Origin of the sequence: Enterobacter sp. JUb54 (assembly GCF_014298075.1) — a bacterium.
Taxonomy (GTDB): Bacteria; Pseudomonadota; Gammaproteobacteria; order Enterobacterales; family Enterobacteriaceae; genus Klebsiella; species Klebsiella lignicola.
In genome coordinates this window covers 3,727,595-3,742,376 of the sequence record NZ_CP060418.1, presented here as the reverse complement: position 1 = coordinate 3,742,376, position 14,782 = coordinate 3,727,595, and the positions used below count along the sequence as shown (strand labels likewise).

Sequence of the window (14,782 nt, the reverse complement as noted above, 5' to 3'; positions counted from 1 at the left end):
GAAAGTGTTCCATTTTCCGGTCCACAAAATAGTGTTGCATAAAAAACTGCCTTTTTGAGGCAGACGGGTCGACTTGTCAGCGAGCTGAGGAACCCTATGGTTTACTCCTATACCGAGAAAAAACGTATTCGTAAGGATTTTGGTAAACGTCCACAAGTTCTGGACATACCTTATCTCCTTTCTATCCAGCTTGATTCGTTCCAGAAGTTTATCGAGCAAGATCCTGAAGGGCAATATGGTCTGGAAGCAGCCTTCCGTTCCGTATTCCCGATTAAAAGCTACAGCGGTAATTCCGAGCTGCAATACGTCAGCTACCGTCTGGGCGAACCTGTTTTTGATGTTAAAGAATGTCAGATCCGTGGCGTGACCTATTCGGCACCGCTGCGCGTAAAACTGCGTCTGGTGATCTACGAGCGTGAAGCGCCGGAAGGCACCGTTAAAGACATTAAAGAACAAGAAGTCTACATGGGCGAAATTCCGCTCATGACCGACAACGGTACCTTTGTTATCAACGGTACTGAGCGTGTTATCGTTTCTCAGCTGCACCGTAGCCCGGGCGTCTTCTTTGACAGTGACAAAGGTAAGACCCACTCTTCCGGTAAGGTCCTGTATAACGCACGTATCATCCCTTACCGCGGTTCCTGGCTGGACTTCGAATTCGATCCGAAAGACAACCTGTTTGTCCGTATCGACCGTCGTCGTAAGCTGCCGGCTACTATCATCCTGCGCGCGCTGAATTACACCACTGAGCAGATCCTTGACCTGTTCTTCGAAAAAGTGGTCTTTGAAATTCGCGACAACAAGCTGCAGATGGAGCTGATTCCGGAGCGTCTGCGTGGTGAAACGGCGTCCTTCGACATCGAAGCCAACGGTAAAGTCTACGTTGAGAAAGCCCGTCGCATTACCGCTCGCCATATCCGTCAGCTGGAAAAAGACGATATCAAGCATATCGAAGTTCCGGTTGAATATATCGCGGGTAAAGTTGCTGCTAAAGATTATGTCGATACAGCGACTGGCGAACTGATCTGCCCGGCGAACATGGAGCTGAGCCTGGACCTGCTGGCCAAACTGAGCCAGTCCGGTCATAAGCGCATTGAAACTCTGTTCACCAACGATCTCGATCACGGTGCGTACATGTCTGAGACTGTACGTGTCGACCCGACCAACGATCGTCTGAGCGCACTGGTAGAAATCTACCGTATGATGCGCCCGGGTGAGCCGCCGACTCGTGAAGCGGCTGAAAGCCTGTTTGAGAACCTGTTCTTCTCCGAAGACCGCTACGATCTGTCCGCGGTTGGTCGTATGAAGTTCAACCGTTCTCTGCTGCGCGACGAAATCGAAGGTTCCGGTATCCTGAGCAAAGACGACATCATCGAAGTGATGAAGAAGCTCATCGATATCCGTAACGGTAAAGGCGAAGTCGATGATATCGACCACCTCGGCAACCGTCGTATCCGTTCCGTTGGCGAAATGGCGGAAAACCAGTTCCGCGTTGGCCTGGTCCGTGTAGAGCGTGCGGTGAAAGAGCGTCTGTCTCTGGGCGATCTGGATACCCTGATGCCTCAGGATATGATCAACGCCAAGCCGATTTCTGCAGCAGTGAAAGAGTTCTTTGGTTCCAGCCAGCTGTCTCAGTTTATGGACCAGAACAACCCGCTGTCTGAGATTACGCACAAACGTCGTATCTCCGCACTGGGCCCAGGCGGTCTGACCCGTGAACGTGCAGGCTTTGAAGTTCGAGACGTACACCCGACTCACTACGGTCGCGTATGTCCAATCGAAACGCCTGAAGGTCCGAACATCGGTCTGATCAACTCCCTGTCGGTCTATGCACAGACGAACGAATATGGCTTCCTCGAGACGCCGTACCGTAAAGTCACCGACGGTGTTGTTACCGACGAAATTCACTACCTGTCTGCTATTGAAGAAGGCAACTACGTTATCGCTCAGGCGAACTCCAACCTGGATGACGAAGGCCACTTTGTAGAAGACCTGGTAACCTGCCGTAGCAAAGGCGAATCGAGCCTCTTCAGCCGTGACCAGGTTGACTACATGGACGTTTCCACCCAACAGGTGGTTTCCGTCGGTGCGTCCCTGATCCCGTTCCTGGAACACGATGACGCCAACCGTGCATTGATGGGTGCGAACATGCAACGTCAGGCGGTTCCGACTCTGCGTGCTGATAAGCCGCTGGTTGGTACCGGTATGGAACGTGCTGTAGCCGTTGACTCCGGTGTTACTGCGGTAGCTAAACGTGGCGGTCTGGTTCAGTACGTGGATGCTTCCCGTATCGTTATCAAAGTTAACGAAGACGAGATGTACCCGGGCGAAGCAGGTATCGACATCTATAACCTGACCAAGTACACCCGTTCTAACCAGAACACCTGCATCAACCAGATGCCATGTGTCTCTCTGGGTGAGCCAATTGAGCGCGGCGACGTGCTGGCTGACGGTCCGTCCACCGACCTCGGTGAACTGGCGCTCGGTCAGAACATGCGCGTAGCGTTCATGCCGTGGAACGGTTACAACTTCGAAGACTCCATCCTCGTCTCCGAGCGTGTGGTTCAGGAAGATCGTTTCACCACGATTCATATCCAGGAACTGGCATGTGTGTCCCGTGACACCAAGCTGGGGCCGGAAGAGATCACCGCTGATATCCCGAACGTGGGTGAAGCTGCGCTCTCCAAACTGGACGAATCCGGTATCGTTTACATCGGTGCAGAAGTGACCGGCGGCGACATTCTGGTTGGTAAGGTGACCCCGAAAGGTGAAACCCAGCTGACCCCAGAAGAGAAACTGCTGCGTGCGATCTTCGGCGAGAAAGCGTCTGACGTTAAAGACTCTTCTCTGCGCGTACCAAACGGTGTTTCCGGTACTGTTATCGACGTTCAGGTCTTTACCCGCGATGGCGTAGAAAAAGACAAACGTGCGCTGGAAATCGAAGAAATGCAGCTGAAGCAGGCTAAGAAAGACCTGTCTGAAGAACTGCAGATCCTCGAAGCTGGCCTGTTCGGTCGTATCTACGCGGTGCTGGTTGCCGGTGGTGTTGAAGCTGAGAAGCTCGACAAGCTGCCGCGCGATCGCTGGCTGGAACTGGGCCTGACCGACGAAGAGAAACAAAATCAGCTGGAACAGCTGGCTGAGCAGTACGACGAACTGAAACACGAGTTCGAGAAAAAACTCGAAGCGAAACGCCGCAAAATCACTCAGGGCGACGATCTGGCACCGGGCGTGCTGAAGATTGTTAAAGTGTATCTGGCCGTTAAACGTCAGATTCAGCCTGGTGATAAAATGGCAGGTCGTCACGGTAACAAGGGTGTTATCTCTAAGATCAACCCGATCGAAGATATGCCGCACGATGCGAACGGTACGCCGGTCGATATCGTACTGAACCCGCTGGGCGTACCGTCTCGTATGAACATCGGTCAGATCCTGGAAACTCACCTGGGTATGGCTGCGAAAGGTATCGGCGAGAAAATCAACGCCATGCTCAAGCAGCAGCAGGAAGTTGCCAAGCTGCGTGAATTCATCCAGAAAGCGTATGACCTGGGTACCGACGTTCGTCAGAAAGTCGACCTGAATACCTTCACTGATGATGAAGTACTGCGTCTGGCTGAGAACCTGAAAAAAGGTATGCCGATCGCAACGCCGGTCTTCGACGGTGCGAAAGAAGCTGAAATTAAAGAGCTGCTGCAACTCGGCGGTCTGCCATCTTCTGGCCAGATCACCCTGTTCGACGGCCGTACCGGTGAGCAGTTTGAGCGTCAGGTAACCGTAGGTTACATGTATATGCTGAAACTGAACCACCTGGTCGACGATAAGATGCACGCTCGTTCCACCGGTTCTTACAGCCTGGTTACTCAGCAGCCGCTGGGTGGTAAGGCACAGTTCGGTGGTCAGCGCTTCGGTGAGATGGAAGTATGGGCGCTGGAAGCTTACGGCGCAGCTTACACCCTGCAGGAAATGCTCACCGTTAAGTCTGATGACGTGAACGGTCGTACCAAGATGTATAAAAACATCGTGGACGGCAACCATCAGATGGAACCAGGCATGCCAGAGTCCTTCAACGTACTGTTGAAAGAGATTCGTTCGCTGGGTATCAACATCGAACTGGAAGACGAGTAACTCTCGCTCAAACAGGTCACTGGTGCCGGGGTAATACCCGGTGCCAGATTGTGCTAACTCCGACGGGAGCAAATCCGTGAAAGACTTATTAAAGTTTCTGAAAGCGCAAACTAAAACCGAAGAGTTTGATGCGATCAAAATTGCTCTGGCATCGCCAGACATGATCCGTTCATGGTCTTTTGGTGAAGTTAAAAAGCCGGAAACCATTAACTACCGTACGTTCAAACCAGAACGTGACGGCCTTTTCTGTGCGCGTATTTTCGGGCCAGTAAAAGACTACGAGTGCCTGTGCGGTAAGTACAAGCGCCTGAAACACCGTGGTGTGATTTGCGAGAAGTGCGGCGTTGAAGTGACCCAGACTAAAGTGCGTCGTGAGCGCATGGGCCACATCGAACTGGCATCTCCGACTGCCCACATCTGGTTCCTGAAGTCGCTGCCGTCCCGTATCGGCCTGCTGCTGGATATGCCGCTGCGTGATATCGAACGTGTTCTGTACTTCGAATCTTATGTGGTTATCGAAGGCGGCATGACTAACCTGGAACGTAACCAGATCCTGACTGAAGAGCAGTATCTGGATGCGCTGGAAGAGTTCGGTGACGAATTCGACGCCAAGATGGGTGCGGAAGCTATCCAGGCCCTGCTGAAGAGCATGGATCTGGAGCAAGAGTGTGAAACTCTGCGCGAAGAGCTGAACGAAACCAACTCAGAAACCAAGCGTAAAAAGCTGACCAAGCGCATCAAGCTGCTGGAAGCATTCGTTCAGTCTGGCAACAAGCCGGAGTGGATGATCCTGACCGTTCTGCCGGTTCTGCCGCCAGATCTGCGTCCGCTGGTTCCGCTGGATGGTGGTCGTTTCGCGACTTCTGACCTGAACGATCTGTATCGTCGCGTCATTAACCGTAACAACCGTCTGAAACGTCTGCTGGATCTGGCTGCGCCGGATATCATCGTACGCAACGAAAAACGTATGCTGCAGGAAGCGGTTGACGCCCTGCTGGATAACGGTCGTCGCGGTCGTGCGATCACCGGTTCTAACAAACGTCCTCTGAAATCTTTGGCCGATATGATCAAAGGTAAGCAGGGTCGTTTCCGTCAGAACCTGCTCGGTAAGCGTGTTGACTACTCTGGTCGTTCTGTTATCACCGTAGGTCCATACCTGCGTCTGCATCAGTGCGGTCTGCCGAAGAAAATGGCGCTGGAGCTGTTCAAACCGTTCATTTACGGCAAGCTGGAACTGCGTGGCCTGGCCACCACCATCAAAGCCGCGAAGAAAATGGTTGAGCGTGAAGAAGCTGTCGTCTGGGATATCCTGGATGAAGTTATCCGCGAACACCCGGTACTGCTGAACCGTGCACCAACTCTGCACCGTTTGGGTATCCAGGCATTTGAGCCGGTACTGATCGAAGGTAAAGCTATCCAGCTGCACCCGCTGGTTTGTGCGGCATACAACGCCGACTTCGATGGTGACCAGATGGCTGTTCACGTACCGCTGACGCTGGAAGCCCAGCTGGAAGCGCGTGCGCTGATGATGTCTACCAACAACATCCTGTCCCCGGCGAACGGCGAACCTATCATCGTTCCGTCTCAGGACGTTGTATTGGGTCTGTACTACATGACCCGTGACTGTGTTAACGCCAAAGGCGAAGGCATGGTGCTGACTGGCCCGAAAGAAGCTGAGCGTATTTATCGCGCTGGCCTGGCCTCTCTGCATGCGCGCGTTAAAGTGCGTATCACCGAATACGAAAAAGACGAAAATGGCCAGTTTGTTGCGAAAACCAGCCTGAAAGACACGACCGTTGGCCGTGCCATTCTGTGGATGATCGTACCAAAAGGTCTGCCGTTCACTATCGTGAACCAGGCGCTGGGTAAGAAAGCCATCTCTAAGATGCTGAATACCTGCTACCGTATTCTGGGCCTGAAACCGACCGTTATTTTTGCGGACCAGACGATGTACACCGGCTTTGCTTATGCAGCGCGTTCAGGTGCATCTGTTGGTATCGATGACATGGTCATCCCGGAGAAAAAACACGAGATCATCTCTGAGGCGGAAGCCGAAGTTGCTGAGATCCAGGAACAGTTCCAGTCCGGTCTGGTTACCGCTGGCGAACGCTACAACAAAGTTATCGATATCTGGGCTGCGGCGAACGATCGTGTATCCAAAGCGATGATGGATAACCTGCAAACCGAAACCGTTATTAACCGTGACGGCGTCGAAGAGCAGCAGGTTTCCTTCAACAGCATCTACATGATGGCCGACTCCGGTGCGCGTGGTTCTGCGGCACAGATTCGTCAGCTGGCTGGTATGCGTGGTCTGATGGCGAAGCCGGATGGCTCCATCATCGAAACGCCGATCACCGCGAACTTCCGTGAAGGTCTGAACGTACTCCAGTACTTCATCTCCACCCACGGTGCTCGTAAAGGTCTGGCGGATACCGCACTGAAAACAGCGAACTCCGGTTACCTGACTCGTCGTCTGGTTGACGTTGCACAGGACCTGGTTGTTACTGAAGACGACTGTGGCACCCTGGAAGGCATCACCATGACCCCGGTTATCGAGGGTGGTGATGTTAAAGAGCCGCTGCGCGATCGCGTACTGGGTCGTGTAACTGCTGAAGACGTTCTGAAGCCGGGTACTGCGGATATTCTGGTTCCACGCAACACGCTGCTGCACGAGCACTGGTGTGACCTGCTGGAAGAGAACTCCGTTGACTCCGTCAAGGTACGTTCTGTCGTATCCTGTGACACCGACTTTGGTGTATGTGCGCACTGCTACGGTCGTGACCTGGCGCGTGGCCACATCATCAACAAAGGTGAGGCTATCGGCGTTATCGCGGCACAGTCCATCGGTGAGCCGGGTACCCAGCTGACGATGCGTACGTTCCACATCGGTGGTGCGGCATCTCGTGCGGCTGCTGAATCCAGCATCCAGGTGAAAAACAAAGGTAGCATCCGCCTTAGCAATGCTAAATCGGTTGTGAACTCTGCCGGCAAGCTGGTAGTGACCTCGCGTAACACCGAACTGAAACTGATCGACGAATTCGGCCGTACCAAAGAGAGCTATAAAGTACCTTACGGTGCTGTGATGGCGAAAGGTGATGGTGAGCAGGTTGCTGGCGGGGAAACCGTTGCAAACTGGGATCCGCACACCATGCCGGTTATCTCTGAAGTCAGTGGTTTCATTCGCTTCACCGACATGATCGACGGCCAGACCATTACCCGTCAGACCGACGAATTAACCGGCCTGTCATCCCTGGTGGTTCTGGATTCTGCAGAACGTACCGCGGGTGGTAAAGATCTGCGTCCGGCGCTGAAAATCGTTGATGCTAACGGTAACGACGTTCTGATCCCAGGCACCGATATGTCTGCTCAGTACTTCCTGCCGGGTAAAGCGATTGTGCAGCTGGAAGACGGCACTCAGATTCACTCAGGTGACGCCCTGGCGCGTATTCCTCAGGAATCCAGTGGTACCAAAGATATCACCGGTGGTCTGCCACGCGTTGCTGACCTGTTCGAAGCGCGTCGTCCGAAAGAGCCTGCGATCCTTGCTGAAATCAGCGGTATCATCTCCTTCGGTAAAGAGACCAAAGGTAAACGTCGTCTGGTTATCACTCCGTTAGACGGTAGCGATCCGTACGAAGAGATGATTCCGAAGTGGCGTCAGCTGAACGTGTTCGAAGGTGAACGTGTAGAACGTGGTGATGTGGTTTCCGACGGTCCGGAAGCACCGCACGACATTCTGCGTCTTCGTGGTGTACACGCGGTAACGCGTTATATCACCAACGAAGTACAGGACGTTTACCGTCTGCAAGGCGTTAAGATTAACGATAAGCACATCGAAGTTATCGTTCGTCAGATGCTGCGTAAAGCGACCATCGAAAGTGCTGGTAGCTCCGACTTCCTGGAAGGCGAGCAGGTTGAATACTCCCGCGTCAAGATTGCGAACCGCGATCTGGAAGCGAACGGCAAAGTGGCGGCGACCTTCTCCCGCGACCTGCTGGGTATCACCAAAGCGTCTCTGGCAACCGAGTCGTTCATCTCTGCCGCATCGTTCCAGGAGACCACGCGTGTCCTGACCGAAGCAGCCGTTGCGGGTAAACGCGACGAACTGCGTGGCCTGAAAGAGAACGTTATCGTGGGTCGTCTGATCCCGGCTGGTACCGGTTATGCGTACCATCAGGATCGTATGCGCCGTCGTGCCGCGGGCGAACAGCCGGCTGCACCGCAGGTGAGCGTTGAAGAAGCTTCTGCCAACCTGGCAGAACTGCTGAACGCAGGTCTGGGCGGTTCCGACAACGATTAATCGTTGACGCTTCGCGTAAAAAGCCAGTCAGGTCTCCTGACTGGCTTTTTTATTATCTCCGGTTGGCGTCGGGCTAATCGTTATCTTATTTCCTCCATAATAAATTACATTCCATTAATGTTTTTCCCTCAATTAATCAGCAAGCAAGCCATATAAACTACGCGCCTTCTCTTTTTCTTAATACCCATACAAATTGATGGGTAAAAATTCTACACGTATCAAAAAATCGTCAAATCAAAGGCGATATAGTCAAAAAGTCCAATTAATCATGTGATTACTTTTTTGATTCTTCAGTTTCTTGAAACCGGAGAGGGCGTCTTATATCTGCAAAACAGACCTGCGACAGGGGAATGGGCTAACAGAACGGCAGCGGTCGCGACATTTTTGAGTTTAATAGACTGAGTCTGGGGGATGCATGGAATTCGCAATACAACTCGTCATTATTTTAATATGCCTGTTTTATGGTGCCAGAAAAGGCGGTATCGCACTTGGCCTGCTGGGCGGTATCGGGCTGGTGATTTTAGTCTTTGTCTTTCATCTTCAACCGGGTAAGCCGCCGGTTGATGTGATGCTGGTGATTATTGCGGTAGTGGCCGCCTCGGCAACGCTGCAGGCATCCGGTGGGTTAGATGTGATGCTGCAGATTGCGGAAAAACTTCTGCGCCGTAACCCCAAATATGTTTCGATTGTGGCACCCTTTGTCACCTGTACCCTGACCATTCTTTGCGGCACCGGGCACGTGGTTTATACGATCCTGCCGATTATTTACGACGTCGCGATCAAGAACAACATACGCCCCGAACGGCCGATGGCGGCAAGTTCGATTGGCGCACAGATGGGGATTATCGCCAGCCCGGTGTCGGTTGCGGTGGTGTCGCTGGTGGCGATGCTGGGGAATTTCACCTTCAACGGTAAACATCTCGAATTCCTCGACCTGTTAGCGATTACCATTCCGTCGACGCTGCTGGGTATTCTGGCGATCGGTATTTTTAGCTGGTTTCGTGGTAAGGATTTGGACAAGGACGAAGAGTTTCAGGCCTTTATCTCGACGCCAGAAAACCGCCACTATGTATACGGTGACACGGCCACGCTGCTCGACCGGAAACTGCCAGCCAGCAACTGGGTTGCCATGTGGATCTTCCTGGCATCCATTGCCGTGGTGGCGGTACTGGGAGCCTTCTCTGAACTGCGCCCGGCATTCAATGGTAAGCCGCTCTCGATGGTGCTGGTGATCCAGATGTTCATGCTGCTCTCTGGCGCGCTGATCATCATTATCACCAAAACCAACCCGGCTGCGATTTCTAAGAATGAGGTTTTCCGTTCGGGGATGATCGCGATTGTGGCGGTGTACGGCATTGCCTGGATGGCAGAAACCATGTTCGGCGCGCACATGAGCGAGATTAAAGGCGTGCTGGGTGAAATGGTGCAGGAGTATCCCTGGGCTTACGCCATCGTCCTGCTGCTGGTGTCCAAATTTGTGAATTCCCAGGCCGCGGCATTGGCAGCGATTGTGCCCGTGGCGCTGGCGATTGGCGTCGACCCGGCCTATATCGTGGCCTCCGCACCCGCCTGCTATGGCTATTACATTCTGCCAACCTACCCAAGCGACCTGGCGGCGATTCAGTTCGACCGTTCGGGCACCACCCATATTGGCCGTTTCGTGATTAACCATAGCTTTATTCTGCCGGGGTTAATCGGCGTCAGCGTGTCCTGTGTGTTTGGCTGGATATTTGCCGCGCTGTACGGTTTTCTGTAATAAAAAAGCAGGTGCCTTTTCAGGCACCTGCTTTTAACAGACGTGGTTTATTTACTGTGCCGTACGGCGATACAGTTCAATCATATCGGTGGCCAGATCCTGAATGACCATCGCATTCATCAGATGATCCTGGGAGTGAACCGTAATCAGGTTGACCGGGAGTTTGCCGGTGCCTTCATCGAGGCCGATGAGCTGAGTCTGGATTTTATGCGCGTGCTTCACAAACTCATGTGATTCGGCCATCGCCTGCTCGGAGGCGGCAAAATCACCTTTGCGTGCCAGCTGCAGGGCGGTTAATGCGCAGCTGCGTGCAGAACCGGCGTTGACCAACAGCTCCATGATCGTTGTTTCTAAATCTTCCATGGTTTACTCCATCAACTTCAGGGCTTTATCAAGAACGGCATCACCTTTCATCATGCCGTAATCCATCATATCGATAACCGCGACTTTCTTGCCGAGCGGGTCGGCCATCGCCTGCAGTTTCGCCTGCTCATACTTCACCTGCGGACCCAGCAGAATGATGTCCGCTGCGGCGAGGTTATCTTTAAACTCGGCGACCGGTACGGCTTTAATCGAGACTTCAATACCTTTCTTCTTCGCAGCGTCTTGCATGCGTTGAACCAGCATGCTGGTGGACATACCGGCGGCGCAACATAACACGATATTCTTCATAATGGATGGCCCTTATGTTCCCTTGATGCATCATCTTTATCGCGGGGAGAGGGGCACGACAACCGCTTTACCGCGATAGTGTGTAAGGCATCACAAAATAATGAAACCGGTTTCAATTTTTCCCGTGAATTAATAAAAAACCCACCGAAGTGGGCTTTCTGGGGTCATCGGCGTTAAACCCGTACGATGCAGTTTTTGCCCTGCTGTTTTGCTTTATACAGCGCCTCGTCCACGGCCACGACCAGTTTATCCAGCGGTTCCATGTTCCATTCTCCCAGACCGGCGCTAAAGGTCACCCTTAACCCATCTTCACGCCAGGTCCGCTGGGCAATCTTCAGGCGCCAGCTGTCGAGCAGGGCATGGGCATTGGCGAGATGTTCCTGCGTGAAAATCACGGCAAACTCTTCTCCGCCATAGCGGTAGAGCGAAATCTGTTCGGGTTGCAGGAGCTGCAGGCCTTCGCGCGCAACGTTACGCAAAACAATGTCGCCGTTGAGGTGACCCCAGGTGTCATTAATGGATTTAAAGTTATCGATATCCACCAGAGCCAGCGCGAAGGGGTGATGATCGTTCATCAGCGCGGCGACATCGCTGTCGAAGGCGCGGCGGTTTTTACAGCCGGTCAGCGCGTCAATCGTTGCCTGACGCACATAGGTAAGCTCGCGCTGCTTATTACTTTCGATGGCTTTACTCAACATGGCTTCGAGCTGTGGTGCGCGGTTAACATCCCCGGTTTTAATCGCGTTGATGATGTTCATCAGCACCGTGCGCGAAGCGTGCCGCAGATAGAGACCGAACAGCACGATCACAATGGCAGAGAGCGCAAAGCCCCAGAGAACAATCGTGGTTTCGTGGCGCGACATATCGACCAGGGTGGCGTTGGCGACGCGGTAAATGACGAACCAGTCGGGATTCGTAAAAGAGTAATAGTAATACCAGGTGTCCGAGGCTTCGTCATAGAGCTGGCCTTCGGCGCTGGTCATTTTGTCCATCAAGGCTTCGCTGGCGTAGGGTTTAAAAAGCACGCCAGGATCGGGATGGATAACGACTTTCCCGTCACGCTGCACCACAAAAAACTCCCCCTGCATCGGGGCGGCCATCTGGCGCAGGGCGTAGCCCATTGAGGTCAGATCCAGGTGAAAAGCGAGCGTGCCTTTGAGTCGGCCTTCTGGTGAGATAACGGGTCTGTAAAGCGTGATGGTCGGGTGATGGGTAAAATAATCAAGGTATGTTGAGGTATAAAGACTGAACGTACTGGCTTCGGCCTGCTTGATAAACCACGGCCTGGACTTGGGCGTAAAGGTCCGGCTCTCTTCACTCGGTAACACCTCCGGCGCCCGCAGGTAATGACCCTGGGTATCTGCCAGCGAAATAGAAGAGACGCTGGGCATCAGTTCCTGAAGCTGCATTAAGTCCCGTAATCCTCTTTGCGGATCTACATTAACGGACTGATTTAGCTGGTCATAGTTAGCAAAGAATTTCGTGGCGCGTCCAAGAATATAATCATTTCCACGCAGCAGCGATTCCGTGTAATTCACCGCCAGGTTATAGGTGAAATTACGATTAACGGAGTGATACTCCTCAATCAAATTCTTTTTTTGCGCCAGGGTGACAAACACCGCGATCAGCAAAAAACTGAGGAGAATACCCGCGAATCCAAGCAGGATTGGCATAGTGAAAGACAGTTTTCTGTTGTGACGTGCCATGTGTCGTAAATCGTTCCTGAAGGTATAACCGTGGGTTAAAGCGCAGGTTTAGCCGTAATGCCTGGCGAGCGAATCAGATAACTCCAGGTCAATTATAACCCTGGCATCGGGGATGATGTGATTTATCTTCGGCCACAACCCCTGTGCAATGACGGCCAGCGGGGCGATGAGGCAGGGCGAAAATGAGGAAGAGAAGAGGTTCGCCCTGGTCAGCGTCCGCTGCTGACCGGACAAGAATAGGAAAACGGCCGCGCGGTGACCATCATCCATTTTTCGCATTGGATAAAGCGACGTAAAACATCTCGTCGCTTTCTTTGCTTTTCATTACGGCTGTGAGGCGCGTCCCAGCCAGCTATCCCAGTCTTTCCACACCGGCTGCAATCCGCGCGACACCAGCGCGTCGGCGACCTCTTCAGGACGGCGGCCGTCGTGAGGCGCAAATTGTTCCAGCTCCGGATGGTTGTCGGCATACCCGCCGGGCTGGGTTTTGGAAAACGCGCTGACGTTGTTAATCGCCAGCGGGATCACCTGGTCACGGAATGCCGGGGATTCGCGCGTCGAGAGCGACAGTTCGATCTCCGGTGCCAGCAGGCGGAAGGCGCAAATGGTCTGCACCAGTTGACGCTCGTCCATCAGCGATGCGGGCTCAACGCCGCCGGCACAAGGGCGTAGCCGGGGGAATGAAATCGAATAGCGGCTGCGCCAGTAGTGCTGCTGCAGCCACAGCAAATGCTCCGCCACCATATAACAATCCACGCGCCAGCTGTCTGAAAGACCAATTAACGCCCCGAGGCCGATCTTATCGATCCCCGCCTGGCCGAGCCGATCCGGCGTTTCCAGACGCCAGAAAAAGTCCTGCTTGTTGCCTTTCAGATGGTGCTGCGCGTACATGCTTTCGTGGTAGGTCTCCTGATAGACCATCACGCCGTCCAGCCCGAGCGTTTTTAGCTCCGCGTACTCTTCCATGGCCAGCGGCTGCACTTCCATCTGCAGGGAGGCGAACTGGCTGCGGATCGCCGGCAGGTGGCGACGGAAATAGTCCATACCAACTTTGCTCTGGTGCTCGCCGGTCACCAACAGCAGATGCTCAAAGCCCATCGCGCGAATGGCCGTGCATTCACGGGCGATCTCGGCCTCATCTAATGTTTTACGTTTAATGCGGTTGCTCATCGAGAAACCGCAGTAGGTACAGTCATTGGCACACAGGTTAGAGAGATACAGCGGCACGTAAAAGCTGACGGTATTGCCAAAACGCTGGCGGGTCAGCCGCTGCGCTTTCTGCGCCAGCGGCTCCAGATAACCGGCGGCGGCAGGGGAGAGCAGCGCCATCATATCGTCACGGCTGAGCTGTTTCGCGGCTATCGCGCGTTCGACATCGGCCGGTGTTTTACTGTTGATGCGCAGGCGGATGTCATCCCACTCCAGCTGTTTCCAGCGTTCGGTAAAGGTGCTCATACCAGCGTCTCCAGAAAACCGGTCAGCGGGCTGGTGGCCTGCGCCTGGGCGCTACGCGAACCCGGACCCGCCTGGCGAGCCAGCACGCCAGCCTCGACCGCCAGGCGGAAAGCCCGCGCCATGGTCACCGGATCGTCGGCCACGGCAATGGCGGTATTGACCAGCACTGCGTCCGCGCCCATTTCCAGGGCCTGCGCAGCATGGCTGGGAACGCCAATCCCGGCATCCACCACCACCGGTACCGTGGCCTGCTCGATAATAATTTCCAGCATTGCCTTGGTCTCCAGCCCCTGATTCGAGCCAATCGGCGCGCCCAGCGGCATTACCGCAGCACAGCCGGCCTCCTCCAGCCGTTTACACAGAACCGGGTCGGCGCCGCAATAAGGCAGCACCACGAAACCTTCCCGTACCAGCACTTCTGCCGCCTTCAGGGTTTCAATCGGGTCCGGCAACAGCCAGCGTGCATCCGGATGGATTTCGAGCTTCAGCCAGTGAGTGCCCAGCGCTTCCCGCGCCAGTCGGGCGGCGAAGATGGCTTCCTCCGCCGTTTTTGCCCCGGAGGTATTCGGCAACAGGCTGACGCCGGCGGCCAGTAAGGGGGCGAGAATGGCGTCATTATGCTGGCGCAGATCGACGCGCTTTAGCGCCAGCGTGACCAGCTGGCTGCCCGAGGTGCGAATCGCTTCGACCATAACTTCCGGTGCAGAGAATTTCCCGGTACCGGTAAAAAGATGAGATTCAAACGTTTTGTCCGCGATACGTAACATG

Annotated in this window: 8 protein-coding genes; 3 read left to right on the top strand and 5 right to left on the bottom strand. The window is 54.0% G+C overall.

Translation table 11 applies throughout. The features are described from left to right. The first annotated feature begins 96 nt into the window (after positions 1–96). The 3 genes from rpoB (at position 97) to dcuB (ending at position 10,181) form a co-directional block, all read left to right on the top strand. On the top strand, positions 97–4,125 hold the full coding sequence (rpoB, locus tag HF679_RS17205; protein WP_123758150.1) for a DNA-directed RNA polymerase subunit beta: 4,029 nt from the start codon (positions 97–99) through the stop codon (positions 4,123–4,125). 76 nt (positions 4,126–4,201) lie between these two features. After that, entirely contained in the window at positions 4,202–8,425 is a 4,224-nt protein-coding gene (rpoC, locus tag HF679_RS17200; protein WP_123758151.1) for a DNA-directed RNA polymerase subunit beta', read from the top strand. A 415-nt stretch (positions 8,426–8,840) separates the two neighbouring features. Continuing rightward, entirely contained in the window at positions 8,841–10,181 is a 1,341-nt protein-coding gene (gene dcuB, locus HF679_RS17195) for an anaerobic C4-dicarboxylate transporter DcuB (protein ID WP_123758152.1), read from the top strand. A 51-nt stretch (positions 10,182–10,232) separates the two neighbouring features. Here the strand turns inward: dcuB and HF679_RS17190 are convergent, their stop codons facing one another. The 5 genes from HF679_RS17190 to thiG form a co-directional block, all read right to left on the bottom strand. After that, complete coding sequence (locus tag HF679_RS17190) at positions 10,233–10,544, bottom strand: PTS lactose/cellobiose transporter subunit IIA (protein WP_123758153.1); 312 nt, start codon at positions 10,542–10,544, stop codon at positions 10,233–10,235. Between the two features lie 3 nt (positions 10,545–10,547). Beyond that, on the bottom strand, positions 10,548–10,853 hold the full coding sequence (locus HF679_RS17185; protein ID WP_123758154.1) for a PTS sugar transporter subunit IIB: 306 nt from the start codon (positions 10,851–10,853) through the stop codon (positions 10,548–10,550). Positions 10,854–11,026: 173 nt separating this feature from the next. Continuing rightward, positions 11,027–12,559, bottom strand: a complete 1,533-nt coding sequence (locus HF679_RS17180; protein WP_123758155.1) for a sensor domain-containing diguanylate cyclase — start codon at positions 12,557–12,559, stop codon at positions 11,027–11,029. 324 nt (positions 12,560–12,883) lie between these two features. Continuing rightward, complete coding sequence (thiH, locus tag HF679_RS17175; RefSeq protein ID WP_123758157.1) at positions 12,884–14,014, bottom strand: 2-iminoacetate synthase ThiH; 1,131 nt, start codon at positions 14,012–14,014, stop codon at positions 12,884–12,886. Next, positions 14,011–14,781 (bottom strand): thiazole synthase, encoded by a 771-nt coding sequence (gene thiG, locus HF679_RS17170; protein ID WP_123758158.1) that lies wholly within the window; start codon positions 14,779–14,781, stop codon positions 14,011–14,013. Before thiG ends, thiH begins: the two co-directional genes overlap by 4 nt. Position 14,782 lies beyond the last annotated feature (1 nt).

Bases quoted from the DNA above. Each gene is read 5' to 3' on its own strand.
- HF679_RS17190 (WP_123758153.1), bottom strand. From the start codon at position 10,544: ATGGAAGATTTAGAAACAACGATCATGGAGCTGTTGGTCAACGCCGGT.
- HF679_RS17180 (WP_123758155.1), bottom strand. From the start codon at position 12,559: ATGGCACGTCACAACAGAAAACTGTCTTTCACTATGCCAATCCTGCTT.
- thiG (WP_123758158.1), bottom strand. From the start codon at position 14,781: ATGTTACGTATCGCGGACAAAACGTTTGAATCTCATCTTTTTACCGGT.
- rpoB (WP_123758150.1), top strand. From the start codon at position 97: ATGGTTTACTCCTATACCGAGAAAAAACGTATTCGTAAGGATTTTGGT.
- HF679_RS17185 (WP_123758154.1), bottom strand. From the start codon at position 10,853: ATGAAGAATATCGTGTTATGTTGCGCCGCCGGTATGTCCACCAGCATG.
- thiH (WP_123758157.1), bottom strand. From the start codon at position 14,014: ATGAGCACCTTTACCGAACGCTGGAAACAGCTGGAGTGGGATGACATC.
- dcuB (WP_123758152.1), top strand. From the start codon at position 8,841: ATGGAATTCGCAATACAACTCGTCATTATTTTAATATGCCTGTTTTAT.